The organism is Bacillus sp. JKS001846 (genome assembly GCF_900176455.1).
Classification (GTDB): domain Bacteria; phylum Bacillota; class Bacilli; order Bacillales; family Bacillaceae_G; genus Bacillus_A; species Bacillus_A cereus.
Genome location: NZ_FWYG01000001.1, coordinates 589361 through 614180 on the forward strand (window position 1 = coordinate 589361; position 24820 = coordinate 614180).

Sequence of the window (24820 nt, forward strand, 5' to 3'; positions counted from 1 at the left end):
AAATCTGTTAAACCATTCGAAGGGTGTTAAATTAGAAGAGGAGTATGTTTCATGAAGGGAATTAAACTTATATTTAAAGATTGGAAAGCGATGTGGCACCATAAACATGGACGTATCGCTTTAATTTTTTTATTAATCGTTCCGTTAATTTATTCAGGATTCTTTTTAGCTGGATATTGGGATCCGTACGGAAAATTAGATAAATTACCTGTTGCGGTTGTGAATTTAGATAAGGGTGCTGCGATGGATGAAAAAACAATTCATGCAGGAGACGATTTTGTTAAAAATTTAAAAGAGAATAAGGAATTGGCTTTTCATTTCGTATCAGAAAAAAGTGCGGATGAAGGGTTAAAAGAAGATAAATATTATATGGTTGTTACGATTCCGGAAGATTTCTCTAAAAAGGTAAGTACACTTATGGATGAGAAACCAGAGCCAGCAAAGTTGCAGTACAAAGTAAATCCAGGTAAAAACTTTGTAGCGGCTCAAATTGGAACGACAGCTGTTGAAAATATGAAAACAAAAATCTCAAACAGTATTACGAAATCATATACAGAAGGTGTTTTTTCAAAGTTTCAAGATTTGGCACAAGGGTTGAGTGATGCAAGTAATGGTGCTGAGAAGTTACATGAAGGAACGACCGATGCAAAAAATGGAGCGAATCAGCTTGCGAATGGTATTGATCGTTTAAGTGACGGGACATCGAAATTGAAAGAAGGAAGTGACAAGCTTGCGTCTAGCCAATCTGCCTTAACGGGGGGAGCAAATGAGCTGAGTCAAGGAGCGACATCACTTCATAGTGGTATGGAGTTATTAGCACAAGGTGAAAAAACGTTACAATCAGGAGTTAGTGAATTAAGTGCTGGTACAAATGAATGGGTGAGCGGAAGTGAGAAGCTTGCTGAAGGGCAAGTAAAAGCGGATGGGGCGGCCAATAGTGTGAAACAACAATTAGAAGAGTACGTGAAAAATCATCCAGAAGTGCAGCAAGATCCCGCTTTTCAAAAAATTGTTGCTACGTCTAATGGACTAGCTAAAGCAACAAGTACTTTAAATAATAGCCAACAACAATTGACACAAGGTGCGAAGAAGCTTACTGATGGTCAACATAAGATTGAAGAAGGCATGAATACATTCGGATTTAAGTTAAATGAAGCTACTGCTGGAACGAAAAAGATAGCAGATGGTGCATCGAATTTGGCTGATGGATTTATGAAGTGGGGAAATGGCTTTACATACCTGCAAGAAGGTGTAAATCAGCTTGCGAGTGGTGGAACGGAGCTGAATAACGGTGCTAGTAAATTAACAAATGGACTTGTTAAACTTGATGATGGTGCGAAAGAACTTTCTACGAAATTAGGAGAGGGCGCAGAGAAGATAGCGGATGTTCGTAATGATGATGCACGCAATACGATGTTCTCAGAGCCAGTTCAGTTAGTGAAGTCAACAGTTTCTGACGTTCCTAACTACGGTTCAGGCATTGCCCCATATTTCTTATCACTTGCATTTTATGTTGGCGGAATTATGGCATCGAATATTTTACCTCTTGGCCGCAGACAAAACATGAAGGTAAGCGGAACGGTACATTTTATTAATAAACTAGGATTGGTATATTTAATTGGACTTATTCAAGCTCTACTCGTAGATGTAGTTGTGCTAGGTGTTATGAAATTAGAAGTCGCAAGTGTGCCACTCTTTGTTTTATCAAGTATTGTTATTTCCTTTACGTTTATGACATTTATTCTTATGCTAGTAACAGTATTTGGTCTTGTTGGAAAGTTCTTAGCGGTAACGCTTCTTGTCCTGCAATTAGCGACGAGCGGAGGTACTTTCCCAGGAGAATTAAACATAGCTGTTCTTAGCAAAATTGGACAGTTTCTCCCAATGTCTCATTCTCTTAGAGGATTACAAGATGTTATTTCTTTAGGAGATTGGTCGCAATTACAAATGCAAATTTTAATATTGTTATGTTATCTCGTTGTTGCCGGTGGAATTGCTTGGATCACGAGTCATATACAGCATAGAGAAACGAATGTAGAACAAGTTTCTTAAAATGAAATAAGCTATCCGATTTTTTCGGATAGCTTATTTTTTATTTGCGTTCCATTACTGCAAAGTAATTATTTTCATTATCAGCAAAGTTAAATGCTCTACCAGTAGGTAAATCTACAACCTGTCCAACTGTGACATTTTTCTCAGAAAGATCTTTATATAGACGGTCTAAGTCATTTGAGAAGAACATAAGTGAAGGCGTATTTAGGTTTAGTTCAGGTTGCATCTTCGCGATTAACGCTTTATCGTGAAGGACGATGCTTGTTCCTGCTTCTTTCGCCGGTGCAATTTCAATCCAGCGGAATCCGTTTCCGTTATTTTCTTCCGCAATGATTTGGAACCCTACTTTTTCTGTCCAAAATTGTACTGTTTCGTCTTGGTTATTTACATATAGCATAATTTGTCCAACTTGATTAATCATAGGTGTCTCTCGCTTTCTTTTTATATGCGTATTATTATATCAAATATATGGCTTGAATAGTTTTTTATGATTTTTTCGTAATACAACCTTCGTCCATTTCATCTTTGTTGTAGGAGAAGGACCTGTAATCCAAGTATGAAATGGTATTGTGCTACAAATGACCATTGTTGAAATAGAGATAATAGCCGTTAACACAAATAGTAATAGGCTATATAATATAGTATTTTCTTGCAGCGTGAATAAGGAAAGAAGTTTTGTGCATAGTTGCAAGAAGAATAAATGAGCTAAATAAGCACCATACGTGTAATTACCAATGAAACGTAACGTTTTATATAAGAAACCACGACGCTGTACTATCATAATAGATAACACATACAGTATGATAATTTCGCATACGATATATAAAAACATAGATGGTTTTAAATAGGTAGAAACAGTTAAATGAATAGAGTTTGCTCCGTAAAAACTAAACAACTCATAATTGATGAATAAAAATAAGATGAAAAATAATATTGTTATAAGCGGGATGTGTTTCATGACGAATAGACGCCAAGTTTTTAGTGCTACAGCGGCAATGCCGCCCATAACGAAATAGAATGAGTAGAATAGAAATGATCGATCTGTATAATGTAAAATTGTTGAACTTGTTAATTTTTCTCCATTAAAAATATAGTGAGAAGAGAACCACATTAATAGAAAATATAGGCAAGCGAAAAAGGTCATATATTTATATATGTCTTTTTTATTTTCTGTTCGTTTTTGAAACCAATAAAAAAGTGTGCATAGTAAAGGGAACAATAAGTGAATTTGGAACATCATAATAACGTACCAAAGATGGGGAGCGGCTGTTCCGAGTAATAAACTTTTTATTCCACTTTGTAACGTAATAAGATCATTTGTTGTTAATAAGTAAAGAATAGACCAAAAGAAATAAGGAATGAGTAAGTGTATCGCTTTTTCGGAAATATATTCTTTATATACTAATTGCTTTGTATAGTGACGAATTAAGTGAAATCCAACGATAAATATGAATGCTGGTGCTGAGAATTTTGCAAGATTAAATAGCATGCCCATAATGAGGGATTGCTCAAGTAAGACATTTCCTTGATTCATTGTATATAATAAAGAACTTTGCAAAACGACAGCGAGAAATGCAATGCTTTGCAAAACTTTAAATTCTGGTGCGCTTTGAGTCATTAGATCCATCTCCTTTTCCATACATGATTATAGTACGGAGAATGGATAAGAGGTGTGGAATATTTGTGAAGGTTTTAACAAATTTGTGGCGGAATGGATTAACAACAAAGAAAGAGGATGCTCAAAACGAGCATCCTCTTTCTATTTATTAAGCAAATTTGTTTTTGATCCAGTTCTTACCTTCTACAAGGCGAGCTGTCATTACGGCACAAGCGTTATCTGCTGTTACGTTTAACATCGTTGCAGGAGGATCAATGATTGTACTGATTGCTGCGATAATTGGCAATGCTTCTGGCGGGAAGCCATATAAAGAAACGATTAACATTTCACCAATCATACCGCCGCCTGGAATAGCGCCCATTACTGTTCCTACTAATAGAGAAACAACAAGTGCGATTGCTAATGTTTTCGGTCCTTCGAATTCCATGTTGAAAATACCGAATAAGAAAGCAATTTTTAATACGCCGCCTAAAACAGAGCCATCTTTATGAAGAGTAGAACCAAGAAGGACAACTGTTTCACGAACGTCTGAAGAAATACCCATTTTCTTTGTTGCTTCTAAGTTTGCTGGAATACTTGCGGCACTACTACAAGTTGCAAGTGATGTAACTGTAGGAGAGACCATGTTCTTCCAAAATACTTGTACACCTTGTTTGCGACCTGCAAGGTATGCATAGAATGTGAAGAATACAAAGAAATAAATGAGAGAAGCAGGATAGTATACCATTGCTGCTCGGAAGTAAGTTCCAAGAAGTTGTGGTCCGAATTCGCCAACTAATGCTGCGAAGTAAGCAGCAAGTCCGATTGGAGCGTAGTACATAATGAAAGATACAACCTTCATTGAAATCTCTGCACCAGCTTGTAGGAATGTAGCAAATGGCTTTCCTTTTTCGCCAACTGCTGAAGTTGCAATCCCCATTAAGATAGAGAAGAAAATAAGAGCTAACATATTTTCACGAGATAGTAACTTCGAGAAGTCAGATACAGTTAAAATACCGACGATTTGATCTGCAACACTAACAGCTTTATCAGCTTTGTCAGGTTGTGTTAGTTCTAGTACAACACCTTGTGCTGGCGGGAATACTTTCACGACAATAATCATAAAAATAGCAGCTAAAATACTTGTAAATAAGAAAGTCCCAGCCATACTAGACATAATTTTACCGAAACGTTTTAATCCATCCATATTAGCAATAGACGATGCGATGCTAAAGAACACTAGAGGTACAACAATCGTAAACATTAAGTTTAAGAAAATGTCACCAAGCGGCTTTAAAGCAACTGCATCGGCACCCATGAAATAACCAATGAAACCACCAATTAGGATAGAAGATAATAAAATAAGTGGAAAGCGATATGCCTTCATAAATATATCCTCCTATCAATTAAAAAAATCATACTGAATCATTATAGCGAGTTAGGGGCCCCTTTACTAGGAGAATACGGATAAATGGAATAGCGTGAAAATCAAGAAATTTTTGTTTTTAAGCTCAGCATACAGCAGGAAATCTAGACATATATATTTGTAACCTAGTGGTGGCAAGGAGTGCACCATAACTTAGGTAGAGAAAAAGGGGGAGGGAAGCGGGATGAATATTTTACTTTGCTGTGCAGCGGGAATGTCTTCCAGTTTGATTGTTACAAAGATGGAGAAAGCAGCAGAGGCAAGAGGGATAGAAGTAACAATCTGGGCAGTATCAGGTTCTGAAGTGAATAGTCATATTGATAAAGCTGATGTCCTTTTACTTGGACCGCAAGTACGTTATTTATTACCGAAAATGAAAGAACTATGTAAGGATAAAGGGATACCTGTTGATGTCATTCAATCTGTTCATTACGGACTTTGTAATGGAGAAGCTATCTTGCAAGCAGCTTTGTTAATGAAACCATGAGGAGAGTGGGATAGATGATACGGTTTTTAGAGAAGTATGTGATGCCGGTAGCAGGGAAGGTTGCAGAGCAGAGGCATTTACAAGCAATTCGAGATGGAATTATTTTAACGATGCCTTTCTTAATTATTGGATCGTTTTTCCTCATTATTAGTGCACTGCCGATACCGGGATATAACGATTTTATGGCAGGTTTGTTTGGGGAGAATTGGCAGCGAGCTTTAGGGTATCCAGTTAGTGCAACTTTTAATATAATGGCTTTAATAGCTGTTTTTGGAATCGCTTACAGACTTGGAGAGTATTATAAAGTAGATGCTTTAGCATCCGGGGCATTGTCGCTTGTGACGTTTTTACTTGCGACTCCATTTCAAGTTGCATATATTATACCAAGTACAAAAGAAAGTGTACTTGTAGAAGGCGCTATCCCAGCTGCATTAATGGGAAGCCAAGGGTTATTTGTAGCAATGATTATTGCACTTATATCTACTGAACTTTATCGGTTTATTGTACAAAAAAAGATAATTATAAAGATGCCAGAGACAGTTCCACCAGCTGTCACGCGTTCATTTGCAGCACTTGTTCCAGGATTTATTGTTGTAACAGTTATTTGGATTTTACGCTTAATTATAGAAAATACTTCTTTTGGCAGTATCCATAATATTGTAGGACAAATTTTACAGGAACCACTTAGTGTACTTGGTGCTAGTCTTTGGGGCGCAATCATAGCAGTTATTCTCGTTCATGTTCTTTGGTCTTGTGGAATTCATGGTGCTACTATTGTTGGTGGTGTAATGAGCCCCGTTTGGTTGTCGTTAATGGATCAAAACCGAGTTGCTTTTCAAGCTGGGCAAGATGTACCAAATACGATTACGGCACAGTTTTTTGACTTATGGATTTATATGGGCGGTTCTGGTGCAACGCTTGCTCTAGTTGTCGGAATGTTACTATTTGCACGAAGTCAACAATTAAAAAGTTTAGGGAGATTGTCAATTGCACCTGGTATATTTAATATTAATGAGATGGTAACTTTTGGTATGCCGATTGTGATGAACCCACTTTTACTAATTCCATTTATATTAGTTCCAGTCGTGCTAACAATTGTTTCTTACTTTGCAATGGAATGGGGATGGGTTGCACGTCCGAGTGGGGCCGCTGTACCTTGGACGACACCTATTCTTTTTAGTGGATATTTAGGATCGGGCGGGAAAATTTCAGGTGTTATTTTGCAACTTGTTAACTTTGCGCTAGCATTCTTCATTTATTTACCGTTCTTAAAAATATGGGATAAACAAAAACTGGCGGAAGAAAAGGGGGAGTAAAGAACTACAATGGATACGATAGAGACGAAAGCTTTTCATTTAATCTTGCATGGGGGAAACGCGAGAAGTTGTTCAATGGAAGCAATTGATTGTGCGAAGCGTGGGGAGTTTACAGAAGCTGAAGCTAAATTACAAGAAGCACTAGAGGAATTAAAGGAGGCGCACCGCGTACAAACGGAGCTTATCCAGAAAGAGGCTGGTGGCGAAAAGACCGAAGTTACTCTTTTAATGGTACACGCGCAAGACCATTTAATGAATGCAATTACGGTGAAAGAATTAGCGAGTGAGTTTGTAGAGTTATATAGGAAGATGTCGGTGGATGAATGAACCTTGCTTATGCAAGGTTTTTTTATCTCGAATTAACGGGCAGTAAAACCCCACTAATTAAAGGTTCACTTTATGTATGTGCCTGTACCATCAGTGGAATGTTCATCCCACTGATGGTATTTACAATCCTCCTTTTTTCGGATGAGTAAGAGTTATAATTAATCGGCAGTAACAATTTCTCCTATACCACGAATTAATCTTTTTATATGCATCCGTTCCGGTTTTAATATATTTACGATATAATCAATCGCTATTTGTGGTTCAACGGTTGTAACGCAAGTATAACAGTCAATAGCTGCAAAATTTTGTTCCGGGTAAGTGTGAATGGAAAGATGGCTTTCTGATAATAACACTAATACAGTAACACCATATGGCTGGAACTCTTTTTTACTTACGTTTAAAACATGGGCACGAGAGTAATCTGCAGCTGTAACTAGATGGTATTCTAAAAAGTGCATATCATCTAATAGGGAAAAGTCCACTCCCCACAAATCTATTATTATATGCTTGCCAAAAGTAGAATATTCCATAGGGTAGCACTCCTTACTATAATATCGTCAAAACTTCATTTCCTGTTTGTAGCATTGATGTAGGGTAAGGTCCGCTTCTAAATTTAAAACGGCATTGTTACGGTGATCTAAATGTTCTTCTTTAAATTGAAATAAAGGAGCAAGAAGAGAAGGCAATGTTCGAGGAGTTGGTACTACATATAATTGCTCAATTTCATTGAGTACATAGGCAGAATTAGTAGCAAGATGAAATCCCCAGTCAGTTCCGAAAGAAGGAAATATCGTATGATAACTCTTCACAGTTAATCCAGCGTGTTCAATTGTATTACCGATACTCCAATATACTAGAGGTGCATCAGCAGGTGAATTAGATTGACAGACGAAAGCACCATCTTTTGTTAAGAATGTAGCTATACGAGCAAATAGTTCGCTTGTATATAAAGTACTTAACAACTCTGTCGCTGGGTCTGGAAAATCAATAATGATTACATCGTATAAAGATGAAGGTGAATTTAGAAATTCTTTTGCATCGCATACGTGCACGTTCACTCGATTATCAAAAAAAGCATTTTTGTTTAAAGATACTATTTCTGGAACATTACGTGCCATAGTAATCATCGCCTCGTCTAAATCAACAAGGTCTACATGTAGCACAGTTTCATATTTCAAAACTTCTCGTAAGGCAAGACCATCGCCACCACCTAATATGAGAACACGTTTTGGATCGATTACTTTTGACATAATCGGATGAACGAGTGCTTCATGATAAATTTGCTCATCGACGGAACTGAATTGTAGTTGCTTGTCCAAATATAAACGGATATCGCTAACTTGCAACAAAGCAATATTTTGATAATTACTTTGTTCTGCAAATAAACTCGTATGTTCACCAGCTTGTATTTCCTTTAGAGAAATTTCATCCCATATATCTAAGTTGTGTGAATCTGTGGGTACTATGACTACATTTTCCGATTGTACTTGATTATCTTACTTGTCTTGTTTGCCCTGCTTGTCTTGCTTATTTTCTACCTCCTGCTGTTCTAGTTCAAATTTGTTAGAGTCTAATTCAGAACGTTTGTCTTTTTTATAGCTTGTTATTCTATAAATCTTTATTTTGCTTTGTTTTCTATGTTTTGGCATAGGAATCCCCTTTCGAATTGTGTTATTCTATTCTATGTAATTTAGTAGAGTTTGCTTGGATTTGTGAATTTATGGTTATTTAGACTTAAGTGAAGAAGTTTTATTTTTGTCGGAATTTTTAGGTTTTTTGTGTATTCTTTATTTAACATCCTTAAATATATATAGTTGAATAATAAATTGAAATGGTAGAAAAATTAATAATAAATTTTAAAATAAGGTTTATAAATTAAGAATAATGAAGCGATAAATGAGGCTAAAGTTAAAAATTGAGGATTTTAATATAAAAGCATCTTGATATCTTGTTTTTAGTCTTAAAAAATTTTTTTATACTTTTAATTGATTTTTATTTTAAAATAAACCTTTTTGAGAGAGTGCTTATCTATACGAAGGGTAAAACGAAATTTATAATTACATCAAATATTAGAAAGAACATCTTTTGATGAATGATTTGTTAATGAGCTATCCATAACAAATTATTTTACTGTTATAGATAGCTCATTAATACTTTAATGGAATGGTTAATACACGATTTTGAATTCAAACTTGAAAGGGGAGATAAAGCAATTATTTCAAATTGAATCTAATTGTTTTATACTAATGAAACATTAGATTTAAAGTGAGAGAGATCGTTAATTGTGTGACTTGTTAATGTCACTACTTTCTGTTCACTTTCTCGATTGGTACCATATAGTCTATTGCAATACATATGGATACAGCTAAATACAATGTTTTCAAGGTTGTTGGAAAGAGTACCGTTATTTATTAATAAATCTAAAGTTTTTCGATAATTAATTATTCCTTCTTCTCTTTGAATAAGGAGTTCGTATAAAAAACAGTATTTTTTATTTTCTCTTAAATTCATCCAATTATTGTTATCGTTAGATAAATGCATCAATAATTTTCGAGAGTTTCTATAGTCTTTTCTGAACAGTTTATGTGAAGTATTGTTAGAAAGTAATTTGTTTTGTTCAGAAAGGGTGAAGTTAAAGCAACTTAAAAAGTGATGCAAAGTTATAACGCTGATTATAGATAAATCGAGTTCAGGTTGCAACTTAGTTACATCTAGAATTTGAGAGATAAATTTACTATCATGGTAGAAATAAGTTTCTGCTGCCTCTATGGCATTTGGCCCACCATACCGAATTACTTCAGGAGTATAAGAACATATATCAGTGGAGAAGATAATTTCCTTATTTTGTAGAAACTCCAGAAAATCATTCAATAAATCAAAGCGATTTGGAGATGATTTTGACCATAAAATTCTTAATCTTATATGTGGATTAGGATCTAGATATTTTATGAAGAAAAATTTTTCTATTATTCCCTCTTTTTGTAATCTCTCGATAAAAGGGTTGATGTATTTTATTAGTAGCTCGTTTTGTTTATATTCGGAAGTATACAGTTTTATATAACTCCATTTTCCTAAAGGATTATATTTTTTAGCTATATAGCTCTTGTTAGTTTGGATAGATATTTTAGGTAGTTTTATATTTTCTTTATCTTCACGTGAAAAGGGAATAACTATTTCATGTATTTTTAGATTTTTTTTTGAATTTAAAAGGAATGGTTCTATTTCAGTTAAGGAAACACTTGAATATTTTTTTAAATGCTTTTTTATTTTGTGCATTTCATGAAAATTGTTGATGTTTATTAATATCCTATTATCACCTATTAATAAATAGACTTGATTAGGAATTTTATAATCCTTTTTAATTTTTAATATAGAAGAGTGCAAAGCATGGATATCACTGTCTATTAAATAGTTAGATGGTATATTCCAAGTTTTAGGTGATAATATAATAGATTTATAGGTTATTCTAGGAGTATAAATTTGTGAATTTTTAATTTCTGAAATCACTTGTAACAAGGTAAATGATTTTGGTAAAGGATTAATCTTATATAAAAATTGATATAGGCTATGACATATATTTGGATTCATCATATGAGAGTTAGTGCAAATAATCTGTTTATTTAATTTTGATGATTTTAAATAAAATTTAGATTCCAAGGATAAGCCAACAACAATATCATTTAATTCTATGGTACTGCTTGGGTTTTTATTTGATGTAGTTGCAATAGGAAGTTCATAATCTAAAAAAGAATTTGTCTGAGATATATTAGCTATTCTGCTTTTTTCGGGAAAATAGGTTAATTCAGTTAATAGCGAATTTTGAGAATCGAAAAAATTTTTCTCTTCATCTATCATTAATTTTAAATTATCTTTATCGGTGCTGTTAAAATAGTTTAAAAATCGACCTGCCATTTTATTAGCTCTCATAGATCCAATATTGGGCATTAGCGAGAAGGCATAGTTTGTATTTTTATTGAAATCATTATTAATCATAAAATTAAGCTCGAAATTTAGAATATTAGATTCATTTTGATTGAGGTTTAATTGTTCAATCTCTTCGTCTATAAGGGAAATTTCATTATTTTCATTAAGATAACAGTTTATTATTTTATCGGTAACATATTGTTTTAAGTTATTATATTGTGGGTTATTTTTATCATATATGTCATATGATTCAGGGTAACCTAATCCTCTATTTTTATCAATTAGTTCTAGTAAAGGTATTTCACATTCAGTTCCATATTTTTCAACGAATTTATTCTTATATTCTTTTAGTGATACGGATTCTATGTCTTTAATATTAGTTTTATAAAGGAAATGTGCCAGTGAATTTAAGTCATTTAATTCTATTTTTATGGCCTCAGTATTTTTGGGCGAAAATGTTGTATCAACTTGTAAATAATTTTTTGATTCAACTATTTTTTTAAGGGTATTTACAATCTTTAGGTATATTTCTTCCCCCTCACCTATAATCGAATTATCATACTCGTTAAGTAATTTTTGAATGTAAAGAAGTTTTTTGTAATATAGCTCAGCGGTAGGAATAGCTTTTAATACATCAATTATATCTTCAAATATTGAATTTGATCCTATGCAAGGACGCAGATTAGTAATAAGTATTTCATCATTTATAAGTTTTCGTAAAAACGAAAAAATGACAGGAGGTTCCACCACACCGATAGAAATTTCTTTTAGATCTTTAAATAATTTATTAAAATTTGTAAAAGTCTTACAAGAATCAATTATATATTCTAGAATCTGGGTGTTTTTTAATGAAAGTGTAGTACTTCCATTTTTTTTTATATCTTCATATTTTTTTCCGTAATAACTCAAATATATATTATTTACATAATTAGATGTTTTGAAGATTGTGTTATTTATTTTTACATCCAGAAATAAAAGTATATCCCAATTGTCTTCTAAGTGTTTTGTAAATTCAAATAACCAATCCATATCAATTCTAGTATGCTTTTTTAGCTGAGATAAATCATTTGTTTCTAGTTTATGGAGGTTATTTATATTTTGTAAAGAGACACTTGATAGCAAGGCTAAAGGGGTAGCTCTTATAGACATTCTTTGTAAATAATTACTAAATGTGTTGATTATTTGTTCCTTGTTACCTTTATTATTTTTTATAATATTATAAAAGGCTAAGTTGGTTGTGAGTATAGCTTCTCGAATTATTGGATTTGAAAAAAGATCCAATATATCAGCATAACTATATTTTTTTTCTCCAATAACATTTACATTAGCTGAAAATAAAGGAGATCTAACTGTAACAGTATCTCCAATAGCAAAAGTTCCATTTTTCATTATAGATACCTCCATGTATGATATTTCGAGATGAATTTAGAATGATTTAACAGATTAATCAAATAAATTATAGCATGTCTGCTTTGTAAAAGTAAAAAAATATAAAATTATAGAATATATTTACAAAAAAATAAATAGATATATTCTATAATTATAATGTAAGCGCATTCTGATAGAAAGTTTTTTCATATGTTTACAAAAAAGTAAAATATTGATAAAATAATTTTTATTACAGAATATTCTTAATAAGCATTTTTATTGTTTGATTACTTAACTAAGTAAAATAAAAATTTTTAGTTTATTCCGCATTAAAGGAGGTGAAAAAAGTGGGAAGTTAAACTTTTTAATATTTTCTTTACCTACCATAATCTTTAGGAGTTATTTGTAAACTATTCATAAAAGGGGAGTTGTAGAAATGGGTAATTTAAAAAATATTAAGGCTGCTGATTTTAATTTAGAAGAGAGTTTTGAAGATGATATTTTTATGGAAGTAAACGGTGGAGGAACTTCTTCAGCGGAATGGGGTACAAATTTACCAAGTATTATAACTGGGCTTACTGCACTAACTGGAAACTCTAATGCATCTAATACTTATACGGAATTAGGTTGCTGCAGAGCATAATGAGGATACTTTGTGTTGTTGAAGTTGAATATTAATATTCAACTTCAACAATTACATGAGGAGGGGGAAAAAGTGAAAATAGTAGTATTAACACATTCAAGCTATAGTCATATTAAAGCAATTCAAGAATTTTTAGACGAATTAGTAATAGATAATGAGGTTTATTGTTTTTTAGACAAAGATTATGATTCATTTTGCCGAAATGAAAAGATAAATTATAAATTTTATAACGAAAATTGTGAAAAAGAATGTAATAAAATTATACAAGAACATAATAAAATGCTATGGTCATATATCGATCCTAATGAGAAAAAAGATATAAATGAATTGTTGATTGAAGTGGAGAAACCTCTTGAATATATGTTAAGTGGTGCAAAGGTGTATGAAAAATACTTACTTCCATTGATTCAGGAAATTAATCCGGATTTAATTATTCGAGATGCTTGTGCACTTTATGGAAGATTTATAGCTGATAAATTGAATGTAAAATTAATAGGATATGCTACAAGTATGATATATAATCATGATCACCTGATAAATAATCCAAGAGAAATTTTATCGGGCTATTTCCATTGGAATTTAGATCATTTTATGGATGATGAAGTTCAAGAGTTATTGTTAAAAACTGAAGAAATTACATTAAATTTATGCGAAAAATTTAATGTAAGGCCATTTTCCCCACTTTGTACCACTGACCCGGGAGAAGAATTTAATTTCTGTTTTGGAGGTACTCTGCTTCAGCCTGAATTAAATGAATCGAATACTATGATTGTACAACCCATGAAATTTAAAAATATTAGAGATTTTAATGACTCTAAAGAAAATGTTATTTTGATTTCGTCTGGTACTGTAGGTGTAAATAAAATGACATTTTATAATTATGTAATTAATGCTTTTGCGAACACAGATTATGAAGTTATTATTGGTTTCCACTATGCAAATGCTCCATTTATAAAAACAAAAACATTGCCAAATAATATTAGAATAGAATCTTTTGTTAATCAGGAGGACATTTTAAGAAAAGCAAAATTATTTATCACACACGGTGGCTATAATAGTATATTGGAATCTTTATACTATGATGTACCGATTCTTGTTAATCCTTTAATGAGTGAACAGTTTCTAAATGCTCAACAAATTAGTGAAAAACAAATCGGTATAAATTTAAAAACATATCCAATTAACTCCAATAGTTTGTATTCTATCAGTAAATTTTTAATAGAAAATGATGATTTAAAAGAGAATATTAAATTAATAAAACATAATTTGGAAGAAAGTCATAGTGTTAAATATTTAGTATCGCATATAAATTCATTGAACGAAGGAATGAATTAATTTATGGTTAAAAAGATTCTCCAACAGGATAGTCGAGATTGTGGTCCGGCGTGTTTAGCAATTATTTGCCGTCATTATGGCTTAAAAAAGAGTATATCCTTTATTAGAAGTATTGCTGGTACTGACCGAATGGGAACTAGTGGTTACGGGATGTTAAAGGCTGCAAAAGAGTTGAATTTTAATACGAAAGGGTTATTTATCAAAGATAAAAATCAGGTAACTGATTTGCAGTTTTACCCTTTTATAGCACATTTAGAACCATTGAAAGGTATGAATCATTATGTAGTGATTAATAAGATAAAAAATAATAAAGTGTATATTTCTGATCCGCAAGTTGGATTAAGAATCCTCTCTCTTACTCAATTTAATGAGTTATGGACAGGTTATGTTTTACTATTGGAACCGGATGCTAATTTCAAAAATCAAAAAGATGATAATAGTATATTTAGCTTATTTTTTGAGCTTATTGTTGGAGAGAAAAAAATATTATTTTTAATTTTTTTATTTTCAATTATTTCTACAACATTAGCCATTGTTAATTCTTTTTATTTTAAATATTTAGTGGATAAAATATTACCTTTAAATCAAGTTAACAATCTGAGATTTTTATCTTTAGGTATAATTTCTGCAGTAGTTGGTAAAGCGATAATTGATTTTAGTCGCCAGTATATGATTTTTATTTTTTCAAAGCGTATTGATATTCCTCTTATGTCAAAGGTTTATAATCATGTTACTAATTTACCAATGAATTTTTTTTCAAACAGAAGGGTAGGAGAGGTAATTTCAAGGTACCAAGATGCATCCGTTATTCGAGATGCTCTTTCTTCAGCAGCTATTGGATTCATGATGGATACAATTCTTTTAATTAGTGGTGGAATTGTGCTCTATCAGTTGAATTCATCCCTTTTTTATGTATCCTTGATTCCTATTATTTTGTATATTGTTTGTATTATTTCTTTTAAAAAAGTATTAGAAGTGAAAAATAGGGATACTCTTATTTCTGAATCTGAAGTCAATGGGTATTTGGTAGAAACCCTTAATGGTATTGAGTACGTAAAATCTTTTAATATAGAAAATAGTGTTATTGCAGATTTAAAAATAAAATATAGAGATTATATTAATAAAGTCACTAAATTTGCAGCAACTGCTAGTTTACAGATAACGATACAGCAATGTATAAAAGGTGTTTTTACTATTATTATATTATGGATAGGGGCTTTAAAAGTCATAGATCATCAAATATCTTTAGGAACATTAATTACATTTAATTCATTGTTAATTTATTTTTTTAGTCCTATTGAAAGCTTATTAGGTTTACAGCCGAAAATTCAAAGTGCATTGGTTGCCGGAGATAGACTTAAGGAAATGTTGGATTTAGAAATAGATAAGATAAATGAGAACTCGCTTCAATCTTTAAACACTATTAAATACATTGAAGTTAAAAATGTGGATTTTAGATATGGATCAAGAGATTTAGTCCTTTCAAATGTAAGTTTTAAAATTAAGTCTGGCGAAAAAGTTGCTTTTGTAGGTGAGAGTGGTTCTGGTAAAACAACGATTGCTAAGCTGTTGTTAAATTATTATTCAATTGAAAAAGGGAATATATTGATTTCAGGGAAACCAATAAACAATTTTAAAAAAACAGATCTTAGAAACCAAATTGTATATATGTCACAAGAAAACTTTTTCTTTAGTGGAACAATTAAGGAAAACTTGAAAATGGCGAATAATGATATTACCGATGAGGAAATTATTGAAGTATGTAAAAAGGTGGCTTTAGAAAATGTTATAGAAAAATTACCACATAAATATGACACTTATTTAGAAGAGAAAGGTGCAAATTTATCGAGTGGACAAAGACAAAGGTTAGCTATAGCTAGATGTTTGTTAAAAAAACCTTCTATATTTATATTGGATGAGGCGACATCTAATTTAGACTCTATAACGGCAAAAAAAATAAATGATTTATTGGACAATCTTGATGATTCTATTACTACTATTAATATAACCCATTCATTAAGGTTTGTTACTAATTGTTCAAAAGTTTTTGTAATGAAAAATGGTTGTATTATTGGGGAAGGAGATCATCAAAGTTTATTGAAAACGAATTCGTATTATACAGAATTATGGAGGGAACAAAATTATTTATAATAGAAAAGGTGTTTGTTATGAAGGAGTTTTTTAAGCAGGAAGTTATACATAATGTTATTAATGATACTGTGAAGAAAATTTTATTAAATAAAATACCCAGTAATGATTTATTATCAGTTTGCTTACTATTTAATGAATTAAGCAGTATTAATAGCGAATTTAATAAAATAAACATTCAAATTTTATCACGTGTAATGAATCCTAAAAACAAAGCTATTAATGGCATATCTTTTTATAGTGGCTTACCTCTTTTAAACTTTTGCTTATATAATGTGAATGGAGAGGTACAATTAGTAAAAGATATGAATAAGGTAATTATAGAGAGTGTTATTAAATCAAATAATTATAAAAAATTTTCTATGAAGAATCTTGAGTTAGTAAATGGTTTGACAGGTATTGCAAGATATTTGTTACATTTTAAAAGGAATGATGAGTCCTTAAGACTTTTAAAAGACATTTTAAATAGGATAATTTCTATATATCATGATTTTAATTCAATAAATTCGATAAAAAATTCTGAGATAGCCAGTTCAGTTAATAAAAATTTTTGGGGGGAATATGTTGATATAGGTATATCTCATGGTATATCTGGCCTGATGAGTTTACTTGCTATTTGTGGCCAACAAGGTGTTGAAGTTGCTAATCAAAAAACTGCGCTTAAAACATTAATTAATTTTTTAAGACAGATAAAGTACGATGATAATACCTGGCCGGAAAAAGTTATCTTATCGGAAGGTAATAATTATAATAAAGATAATACTTACAGGCCTAGTTGGTGTTATGGGAATAGTGGAATTGCAAGTACATTATATTTGAGTGGTAGGTATCTCGGAGAATCTACAGTAAAAACATTAGCTCTAAATGCTCTTTTATGTAATGCTCCATCACAGAGGAAAGAGAATATTAATTTTGATTCTCCCATGTTTTGTCATGGCTATGCTGGTTACATGCATATAGCATTAAAGTTATATCAAGAAGAAAAGGATGTTAGATTATTAGAAATTATAAAATTTTGTTTGTCTAAAATTTTAAGTTATTATGATGATTCTCTGCCTATGGGGTTTAAATCTGATGATGCACCTATAGTTGATTTATCTTTTGTAACGGGTATAGTCTCAATTTTATTACCTCTTTTAGATTTATTAAAATCCGATACAAATAAATGGGACTCAATATTTTTATTAAGCTAAATGAATATTACTATACTTACTTATATAGCTAATACCTTTCATATATCATGAGATTTGTTAATAGTTTGTGTAGAAATGGATATAAATACTCATTTTATAAGATGAATTCTTCTTTGATTTTAAATTATGTGATAAAAAGTATTAGTCGTCTTTTTAACGTGTGAACATTTCGTATATTTAATAATATGGATACCTAATTTTATGTTAGATATTTCCAGGTTGATTGTCAGTAGGATTATTTGATAAGTATACTAATAATTTTGATAGCATAAGAAATATTTTTGATTTATATTATTGATTCTGGTAAATATGAAATGATTAATTTTATAGAGTAATTTTCTTTTTTCCTATAAGGAGGTTTATAGGGGGAAAGAAAATTACTCTATATTTTTTTGAATAATATCAAGTGATTTTTATATAAAGTACATTCTTATCTATTTGTTTTTAGAGATACCAAAGTAAGTACATTTTTGTTAAATATTTTAAGAAACGCAAGGGAGAATTTTTTTAATGTTTATCATATTAAAGGTAAAAATAAGTTGTAAAAGGAAAAATAAAGGACGCCTAATGGAAGTAAGGGAAATATTGAATTTATAAATAAGAAAGAATACTATTGTACTTGCAACTAAACACTAATCTATTTTCATACAGTTATGTGTTAAAAGTGTGTTGTTTTATAACACACTGTGTGATTTTTGAACGACACACCAATTGAAAACGTTAACACACAAAGAAAATGCTTGGAAAAGCACTGATTTTATTGATTTTAAAAAGTTGGCACGCTAATTGCATTGGTAAATAGCGTAAAGAAAAATAAATAACATAAATTTTTTATACTATACAAGGGGGATTTTCAAATGAATATTTTATTATGTTGCTCAGCAGGGATGTCTACAAGTTTACTAGTTACAAAAATGGAAGCGGCTGCAAAAGCTCGCGGTTTAGAAGGCAAGATTTGGGCTGTATCTGGGGATGCAGTAAAAACGAATATCGATCAAGCAGATGTATTATTACTAGGACCACAAGTTCGTTACATGCTCTCTTCAATGAAAACGCTTGCTGATGAGAAAAACGTTGGAATCGACGTTATCAATCCAATGCACTACGGCATGATGAATGGAGAAGCAGTTTTAGATCACGCATTAACACTTAAAAAATAATTAGGGGGGAAGCGAAATGCAAAAGTTTATTGCATTTATGGAGAAGTATATTGTTCCTGTCGCTGGCAAAATCGGATCGCAACGTCATTTAGCTGCGATCCGAGACGGATTTATTGCAGTTATGCCACTTATTTTAGTAGGTTCGATGGCAATATTGGTTAATGGTTTACCAATTCCGGCGTTCCAAGATTTTATGAAAGATTTATTCGGTGAAACGTGGAAACAAATTGGTGGTGGCATGTGGACAGGTTCCTTCGGGGTATTAGCTTTGATGGTTGCGGTAACTACGAGTTACAATTTAGCAAAATCATATGGAGTTGACGGATTGTCAGCGGGGCTTATTTCATTTGGTGCGTTAATTATTTTTACACCAACAACTCCTAAAGAAGGTGGACTAAGTTTTCTTTGGACAGGTGCACAAGGGTTATTTGTATCATTAATTGTTGCAATTTTTGTTACAGAGGCGTTTCGCTTTTTTGTACAAAGAAACTTTACAATAAAAATGCCAGAGGGTGTTCCACCTGCAGTAATGAAATCATTTGCAGCGTTAGTACCAGCATTTGTTATTTTAACTTTGGTTGCAAGTATTCAATTAGCGGTGAAATTATCAGGTACTAGTGTTCATGAATTTATTTTTAATACACTACAAGTACCATTACAAGGTTTAGTGGGAACATTACCAAGTGCAATTGTAATTGCTCTATTACTACATCTTCTTTGGTTCTTTGGTTTGCATGGACCCAATATTGTTGGAGGGATTATCGAACCGTTATATTTGCCAGCATTGGAGAAAAATATAAGTCTATTCCAAAGTGGGACATCCGCATTTGAGGTTCCCAATATTGTTACAAAACCATTTTTTGATACTTTTGTATACCTTGGTGGTTCGGGTGCAACATTAGCATTTCTGGTAGTAATATTAATTATAGCTAAAAGTGCACAACTACGTGGGGTATCAAGGTTATCGCTTGGACCAAGTGCATTTAATATTAATGAACCAGTCATCTTTGGTACACCAATTGTCTTAAACCCAATTTTGTTTATTCCATTTATTTTAACACCAGTTATTTTGGTTATTACTTCTTACACAGCAATTTACTTTGGTTGGGTGCCAAAAACTGTTGCAATGGTTCCTTGGAACGTGCCACCGATTATTAGTGGTTATCTTGTAACAGGTGGACATATTTCAGGTGCCATTTTACAAATATTTAATTTTATACTTGCAATGATAATCTATTTCCCATTTGTTGTCGCATGCGATCGTTCAGTTATCCGTACTGAGAAAGCAGCACAAGGAAACAACAACTCTGTACCTATGTAACATAGTAATTGTTCTCACAGGCAACAGTGTCTGTGAGAACAATTACCTTTATATCATGTTCAAAAAGATGAAAAACATCTATATGAACACTAAACTATCATTAATAAAATAATAATTTAATAGACATGTTCAAACTGAAGGGGTATTTAAATCGGTTGAACCTTATAGAGAGGGCGGTAATTATAATGACTACAGCAGAACAAATTCCATTCCAATTGATTTTAAATAGTGGTAACGCACGAAGCTTTGCGATGGAGGCACTTCAATTTGCCAAACAGGGGAAAATGGTAGAAGCAGATGAAGCGATGGTAAAGGCGAAAGAAGCGATTAATGAAGCGCATCATTTCCAAACAGAGCTCATACAATCAGAAGCAAGAGGAGAAAAAACAGAGGTTAGTGTTCTTTTAATTCACGCACAAGATCATTTAATGAATGCGATTACAGTGAAAGAATTAGCAGCAGAGTTTATCGATCTTTATAAAAAACTTGAAGCGAAAGGGGAATAAAGCATGACTGGAATTAAAATTGCTACAATCGGCGGTGGATCTAGTTATACACCAGAGTTAATTGAAGGATTTATTAAGCGTTATGATGAGCTTCCTGTTCGTGAAATTTGGTTAGTAGATATTGAGGCAGGAAAAGAAAAGTTAGAAATCGTTGGTAACTTAGCAAAACGTATGGTGAAAAAATCAGGTTTACCAATCGAGGTACATTTAACACTTGATCGCCGTGAGGCATTAAAAGATGCTGACTTCGTAACAACACAACTTCGCGTTGGTTTATTAGAAGCACGTGCAAAAGATGAAGCAATCCCGTTAAAATATGATGTAATCGGTCAGGAAACAAATGGTCCTGGTGGTCTATTCAAAGCGTTGAGAACGATTCCTGTTATTTTAGATATTTGTAAAGATATGGAGGAGCTCTGTCCGAATGCATGGTTAATTAACTTTGCAAATCCAGCTGGTATGGTAACAGAGGCTGTCCTTCGTTATACAAATATTCAAAGAGTAGTTGGTCTATGTAACGTTCCAATCGGAATCCGCATGGGTCTTGCCAGATTACTTGAAGTAGATGCAAGTCGTGTTCACGTTGATTTCGCAGGTTTAAATCATATGGTATACGGACTAGATGTATACTTAGATGGCGTAAGTGTAATGGATCGTGTGTTAGAGCTTGTGACAGATCCAGAAAAACAAATTACGATGGAAAATATCGCAGCGCTTAACTGGGAACCAGACTTTATTCGCGGCCTTCGTGCAATTCCATGTCCATACCATCGTTACTACTACAAAACACGTGAAATGTTAGAAGAAGAGAAAGAGGCTTCTGTTGAAAAAGGTACACGTGCAGAAGTAGTAAAACAATTAGAAAATGATTTATTTGAGTTATATAAAGACCCGAACTTAGATATTAAACCACCACAATTAGAAAAACGTGGCGGAGCTTATTATAGTGATGCAGCATGTAGCTTAATTACGTCTATTTACAATAATAAAGGTGATATCCAGCCTGTTAATACACGAAACAACGGAACAATTGCAAGCTTACCACATGATTCAGCTGTTGAAGTGAACTGTATTATTACGAAAGAAGGCCCAAAACCAATTGCAGTTGGAGATCTTCCAGTACCAGTTCGCGGTTTAGTACAACAAATTAAATCATTCGAGCGCACAACAATTGAAGCTGCTGTTACAGGGGATTATCATAAGGCGCTGCTTGCTATGACAATCAATCCACTTGTACCATCAGATAAAGTTGCAAAACAAATTTTAGATGAAATGTTGGAAGCACATAAAGAGTATCTTCCACAGTTCTTTAAAAAGGTAGAGAAGTAAAAGCGGCGCTATTTAGCCCGCTTTTTTTATTCTATTAGGAGGTATTATGATGATTAAGTTAATTGTAAATGCAGATGATTTCGGTCTTACAGAAGGTACAAATTACGGCATTATTGATGGGCATATAAATGGACTTGTAAATTCAACGACGATGATGATGAATATGCCAGGAACAGAGCATGCGGTACGCTTAGCGAAAGAGTATAACCTACTCGGAGTAGGCGTACATCTCGTATTAACAGCAGGGGAACCACTTCTTGGAAACGTACCATCACTTGTAGGTAGCGACGGATCGTTTCATAAACAAAGTGTTGTAAGGGAAGGGAATATAAATCCAGAAGAAGTTGAGAGAGAGTGGACTGCTCAAATTGAGAAATTCCTATCTTACGGATTAACACCAACTCATTTAGATAGTCATCATCATGTACACGGATTACCGATCTTACACGATGTTCTTGAGAGATTAGCAGCTAAATATAATCTTCCAATTCGTCGTTGTGGGGAAGATAGAGCGGTGCATCCATTTTCTGATGTATTTTACAGTGACTTTTATGCGGATGGTGTGACGGAAGATTACTTTGTGAAGTTAAAAGAAAGAGTACAAGGTGAACAAACGGTAGAAATTATGGTTCATCCAGCTTATATTGATCCAGAGCTTGTGAAGCGTTCTTCTTACGTAATGGATCGTGTGAAGGAATTGCGTATTTTAACAGAGAGTGAGTTGCCTGAAGGGATAGAACTTGTGAAGTTTTAATAGAAAAACGACGGCTACATCATGCCGTCGTTTTTTATTTACAAAATGGATAGAATATATCCGCCAAAAGCTCCAAGTATAACGATAACCCAAGGCGGTGCTTTCCAAAAAGCTAGTAAGCAAAAAAGAAGCGAAGCGAAAACGAAATCTGAAGCATTTATAATTGTACTCGTCCAAATGGGATCGTAAAAAGCGGCAATTAAAATACCAACAACTGCGGCGTTAACACCAAGTAGTGCGCCTTGTATGAATGATATTTTTCTCACATTGTTCCAAAATGGTAAAACACCAATAACGAGTAAGAAAGCAGGGAGGAAAATCGCAATTGTTGCGATTATTGCCCCAAGCGTCCCGTTTAACACTGCTCCTATATAAGAGGCGAATGTAAATAGTGGTCCTGGTACTGCTTGTGTTAATCCGTATCCAGCTAGGAACTGTTCTTTCGTCATCATTCCGTTTTGTACGAACTCACCTTCAAGAAGGGGCAGCACGACGTGTCCTCCTCCAAATACAAGTGCGCCAGAGCGATAGAAACTGTCAAATAAAGCGATGTAATAAGAGAACGGTCTTAATATTGGTAGCAGTAGTAATAGTCCAAAGAATAAGACGAGGCAAGAAACTACTATCTTTTTTGAAATAGGTACTCTTATATTTTGAGATTGGCTAATTGGTTGGTTGCGATATAAAAACCAACCGATAAAGCCACATATTATAATAAGGATGACTTGTGTCCAACTACTTGGCCATAATAAGGCGATTGCGGCAGTTACAATCGCAATCGTTGCACGATTTCGATCTGGAGTTAACTTTCGCGCCATTCCCCATATGGCATGAGCGACAATAGCGACTGCTACAAGTTTTAGTCCATGAATCCAGCCAGCACTTCCAAGATCGAACTGATTAAGGAATGAGGCGAAGAAAACCAAAACAAGCACAGACGGTAAAGTGAATCCAATCCATGAAATAATAGCTCCTAATAGACCGCCCCGTAATAATCCAACCCCCATACCGACTTGACTGCTGGCAGGACCGGGAAGGAATTGACATAGTGCTACTAAATCTCCATAGCTTCGTTCATCCATCCATTTTCTTTTTTGCACGTATTCGTGGTGGAAATAGCCGAGATGAGCGACAGGACCGCCGAATGAAGTAAGTCCTAATTTAAATGAGACGAGAAAAATCTCTAATAATGTATGAAAAGTGTATTTGTTAGTTTTCAATGGAACCTCCTATAATGTTTTTCTATGTGCATTATACAAGAGACTTTCAATCTACAGGAACAATCACAATGTAAAGATTTTGTGAATCTTTTCTTTGTAATTAAAATTGAAAAAGTCATAAATGATTATGTTTAAACCATAAAGTAGTAGAAGTAGTGCTGGGAAATTTATATAAGGAGAATGCCTTATGACAACACATTTCTTTGCCAGGTTAACAGGTAAGAGGGAAGTGCCTCCTGTAAATACAGAAGCTTTTGGGGTAGCAGAGTTTATTTTTAGTGATGATTTAACGAAATTGCATTACAGAGTAATACTAAAAAATATAGAAAAGGTTACATCTTGTCAAATTCATTTAGGGAAGTCTACTCAAATTGGTCCTGTTGTTTTATATTTGTATGGTCCACTGGAGCAAGGGATTAGCTTGAACGAGGGAAGTATTACTGGTGTAGTGAATGTAGAGGATTTTGAGGGACCTTTACAAGGGAAATCATTCGTACATTTACTTCAAGAAATTATTCAAGCAAATGTATATGTTAATGTCCATACGAAATCACAAAAAAGAGGAGAAATAAGAGGGCGAGTTAGAAAAGTAAAGAAATAGAGGCAAAGGCTGTCCATATGTTGGAACAGCCTTTTCTCATTATATAAGGTGCTAGTTTTAGCAATTATTGTCGGTAAATCGATATATTTTGAAAATCGCTGATATAACTCACG

General features: G+C 33.0%; 20 protein-coding genes and 1 pseudogene. 14 read left to right on the forward strand and 7 right to left on the reverse strand.

Features of this window, described 5'->3' with window-relative positions:
- Positions 1-51: 51 nt before the first annotated feature.
- The gene (locus B9A45_RS03155; protein ID WP_084063855.1) at positions 52-2052 is read left to right on the forward strand and encodes a YhgE/Pip domain-containing protein; all 2001 of its coding nucleotides are present in this window, start codon (positions 52-54) and stop codon (positions 2050-2052) included.
- Between the two features lie 40 nt (positions 2053-2092).
- Here B9A45_RS03155 and B9A45_RS03160 read toward each other — a convergent pair whose 3' ends face one another.
- The 3 genes from B9A45_RS03160 to B9A45_RS03170 form a co-directional block, all read right to left on the reverse strand.
- A complete protein-coding gene (locus B9A45_RS03160; protein WP_000610162.1) occupies positions 2093-2473 on the reverse strand; it encodes a VOC family protein in 381 nt (126 codons plus the stop codon).
- A gap of 39 nt (positions 2474-2512) precedes the next feature.
- Positions 2513-3670 carry an acyltransferase gene (locus B9A45_RS03165; RefSeq protein ID WP_000194318.1) on the reverse strand — a complete coding sequence of 386 codons (1158 nt, stop codon included), beginning with the start codon at positions 3668-3670 and terminating at the stop codon, positions 2513-2515.
- Positions 3671-3818: 148 nt separating this feature from the next.
- Complete coding sequence (locus B9A45_RS03170) at positions 3819-5036, reverse strand: dicarboxylate/amino acid:cation symporter (RefSeq protein ID WP_084063856.1); 1218 nt, start codon at positions 5034-5036, stop codon at positions 3819-3821.
- Positions 5037-5259: 223 nt separating this feature from the next.
- Here B9A45_RS03170 and B9A45_RS03175 point away from each other — a divergent pair, with 223 nt between their 5' ends.
- From B9A45_RS03175 to B9A45_RS03185, 3 genes are read left to right on the forward strand one after another with little or no spacing between them, the layout of a single operon-like run.
- Positions 5260-5562, forward strand: coding sequence for a PTS sugar transporter subunit IIB (locus B9A45_RS03175; protein WP_001023554.1), 303 nt, complete (start codon positions 5260-5262; stop codon positions 5560-5562).
- A 14-nt stretch (positions 5563-5576) separates the two neighbouring features.
- Positions 5577-6878, forward strand: a complete 1302-nt coding sequence (celB, locus tag B9A45_RS03180) for a PTS cellobiose transporter subunit IIC (protein ID WP_000617782.1) — start codon at positions 5577-5579, stop codon at positions 6876-6878.
- A 9-nt stretch (positions 6879-6887) separates the two neighbouring features.
- Positions 6888-7205: a PTS lactose/cellobiose transporter subunit IIA gene (locus tag B9A45_RS03185; protein WP_000379645.1), complete on the forward strand. Its 318-nt coding sequence runs from the start codon at positions 6888-6890 to the stop codon at positions 7203-7205.
- Positions 7206-7363: 158 nt separating this feature from the next.
- On the opposite strand, the gene speD is transcribed toward B9A45_RS03185, so the two are convergent.
- The 3 genes and pseudogenes from speD to B9A45_RS03200 all read right to left on the reverse strand — a co-directional run bounded on the left by speD (position 7364) and on the right by B9A45_RS03200 (position 12518).
- Positions 7364-7735, reverse strand: a complete 372-nt coding sequence (speD, locus tag B9A45_RS03190; protein ID WP_053513796.1) for an adenosylmethionine decarboxylase — start codon at positions 7733-7735, stop codon at positions 7364-7366.
- 27 nt (positions 7736-7762) lie between these two features.
- Positions 7763-8854, reverse strand: a pseudogene (locus B9A45_RS03195) (polyamine aminopropyltransferase).
- Between the two features lie 589 nt (positions 8855-9443).
- The gene (locus B9A45_RS03200; protein ID WP_000788472.1) at positions 9444-12518 is read right to left on the reverse strand and encodes a lantibiotic dehydratase; all 3075 of its coding nucleotides are present in this window, start codon (positions 12516-12518) and stop codon (positions 9444-9446) included.
- A 415-nt stretch (positions 12519-12933) separates the two neighbouring features.
- On the opposite strand from B9A45_RS03200, the gene B9A45_RS03205 reads away from it, so the two are divergent.
- From B9A45_RS03205 to chbG, 9 genes are all read left to right on the forward strand, one after another.
- Complete coding sequence (locus B9A45_RS03205; protein ID WP_000527384.1) at positions 12934-13140, forward strand: hypothetical protein; 207 nt, start codon at positions 12934-12936, stop codon at positions 13138-13140.
- A 72-nt stretch (positions 13141-13212) separates the two neighbouring features.
- Complete coding sequence (locus tag B9A45_RS03210; protein ID WP_053513798.1) at positions 13213-14475, forward strand: glycosyltransferase; 1263 nt, start codon at positions 13213-13215, stop codon at positions 14473-14475.
- A 3-nt stretch (positions 14476-14478) separates the two neighbouring features.
- Positions 14479-16626, forward strand: coding sequence for a peptidase domain-containing ABC transporter (locus tag B9A45_RS03215; protein ID WP_002062627.1), 2148 nt, complete (start codon positions 14479-14481; stop codon positions 16624-16626).
- Between the two features lie 17 nt (positions 16627-16643).
- Complete coding sequence (locus B9A45_RS03220) at positions 16644-17816, forward strand: lanthionine synthetase C family protein (protein WP_053513800.1); 1173 nt, start codon at positions 16644-16646, stop codon at positions 17814-17816.
- Positions 17817-18673: 857 nt separating this feature from the next.
- Positions 18674-18976: a PTS sugar transporter subunit IIB gene (locus tag B9A45_RS03225; RefSeq protein ID WP_001023567.1), complete on the forward strand. Its 303-nt coding sequence runs from the start codon at positions 18674-18676 to the stop codon at positions 18974-18976.
- Positions 18977-18992: 16 nt separating this feature from the next.
- Complete coding sequence (gene celB / locus B9A45_RS03230; protein ID WP_001168838.1) at positions 18993-20297, forward strand: PTS cellobiose transporter subunit IIC; 1305 nt, start codon at positions 18993-18995, stop codon at positions 20295-20297.
- Positions 20298-20479: 182 nt separating this feature from the next.
- The gene (locus tag B9A45_RS03235; protein ID WP_000989059.1) at positions 20480-20803 is read left to right on the forward strand and encodes a PTS lactose/cellobiose transporter subunit IIA; all 324 of its coding nucleotides are present in this window, start codon (positions 20480-20482) and stop codon (positions 20801-20803) included.
- 3 nt (positions 20804-20806) lie between these two features.
- Positions 20807-22132, forward strand: coding sequence for a 6-phospho-beta-glucosidase (gene celF / locus B9A45_RS03240; protein WP_000145762.1), 1326 nt, complete (start codon positions 20807-20809; stop codon positions 22130-22132).
- Positions 22133-22181: 49 nt separating this feature from the next.
- Positions 22182-22886 carry a chitin disaccharide deacetylase gene (gene chbG / locus B9A45_RS03245; RefSeq protein WP_084063857.1) on the forward strand — a complete coding sequence of 235 codons (705 nt, stop codon included), beginning with the start codon at positions 22182-22184 and terminating at the stop codon, positions 22884-22886.
- Between the two features lie 38 nt (positions 22887-22924).
- On the opposite strand, the gene B9A45_RS03250 is transcribed toward chbG, so the two are convergent.
- Positions 22925-24106: a chromate transporter gene (locus B9A45_RS03250; protein WP_084063858.1), complete on the reverse strand. Its 1182-nt coding sequence runs from the start codon at positions 24104-24106 to the stop codon at positions 22925-22927.
- Positions 24107-24293: 187 nt separating this feature from the next.
- On the opposite strand from B9A45_RS03250, the gene exsM reads away from it, so the two are divergent.
- Positions 24294-24707, forward strand: coding sequence for an exosporium regulatory protein ExsM (exsM, locus tag B9A45_RS03255; RefSeq protein WP_000207046.1), 414 nt, complete (start codon positions 24294-24296; stop codon positions 24705-24707).
- Positions 24708-24820: the final 113 nt, after the last annotated feature.

Excerpts from the sequence above, each read along its gene's own strand:
- celB (WP_000617782.1), top strand. The coding sequence starts at position 5,577 with ATGATACGGTTTTTAGAGAAGTATGTGATGCCGGTAGCAGGGAAGGTT.
- B9A45_RS03225 (WP_001023567.1), top strand. The coding sequence starts at position 18,674 with ATGAATATTTTATTATGTTGCTCAGCAGGGATGTCTACAAGTTTACTA.
- B9A45_RS03165 (WP_000194318.1), bottom strand. The coding sequence starts at position 3,670 with ATGACTCAAAGCGCACCAGAATTTAAAGTTTTGCAAAGCATTGCATTT.
- B9A45_RS03155 (WP_084063855.1), top strand. The coding sequence starts at position 52 with ATGAAGGGAATTAAACTTATATTTAAAGATTGGAAAGCGATGTGGCAC.
- chbG (WP_084063857.1), top strand. The coding sequence starts at position 22,182 with ATGATTAAGTTAATTGTAAATGCAGATGATTTCGGTCTTACAGAAGGT.
- B9A45_RS03185 (WP_000379645.1), top strand. The coding sequence starts at position 6,888 with ATGGATACGATAGAGACGAAAGCTTTTCATTTAATCTTGCATGGGGGA.
- B9A45_RS03160 (WP_000610162.1), bottom strand. The coding sequence starts at position 2,473 with ATGATTAATCAAGTTGGACAAATTATGCTATATGTAAATAACCAAGAC.
- exsM (WP_000207046.1), top strand. The coding sequence starts at position 24,294 with ATGACAACACATTTCTTTGCCAGGTTAACAGGTAAGAGGGAAGTGCCT.
- celB (WP_001168838.1), top strand. The coding sequence starts at position 18,993 with ATGCAAAAGTTTATTGCATTTATGGAGAAGTATATTGTTCCTGTCGCT.
- B9A45_RS03205 (WP_000527384.1), top strand. The coding sequence starts at position 12,934 with ATGGGTAATTTAAAAAATATTAAGGCTGCTGATTTTAATTTAGAAGAG.
- speD (WP_053513796.1), bottom strand. The coding sequence starts at position 7,735 with ATGGAATATTCTACTTTTGGCAAGCATATAATAATAGATTTGTGGGGA.
- celF (WP_000145762.1), top strand. The coding sequence starts at position 20,807 with ATGACTGGAATTAAAATTGCTACAATCGGCGGTGGATCTAGTTATACA.
- B9A45_RS03175 (WP_001023554.1), top strand. The coding sequence starts at position 5,260 with ATGAATATTTTACTTTGCTGTGCAGCGGGAATGTCTTCCAGTTTGATT.
- B9A45_RS03170 (WP_084063856.1), bottom strand. The coding sequence starts at position 5,036 with ATGAAGGCATATCGCTTTCCACTTATTTTATTATCTTCTATCCTAATT.
- B9A45_RS03215 (WP_002062627.1), top strand. The coding sequence starts at position 14,479 with ATGGTTAAAAAGATTCTCCAACAGGATAGTCGAGATTGTGGTCCGGCG.
- B9A45_RS03220 (WP_053513800.1), top strand. The coding sequence starts at position 16,644 with ATGAAGGAGTTTTTTAAGCAGGAAGTTATACATAATGTTATTAATGAT.
- B9A45_RS03200 (WP_000788472.1), bottom strand. The coding sequence starts at position 12,518 with ATGAAAAATGGAACTTTTGCTATTGGAGATACTGTTACAGTTAGATCT.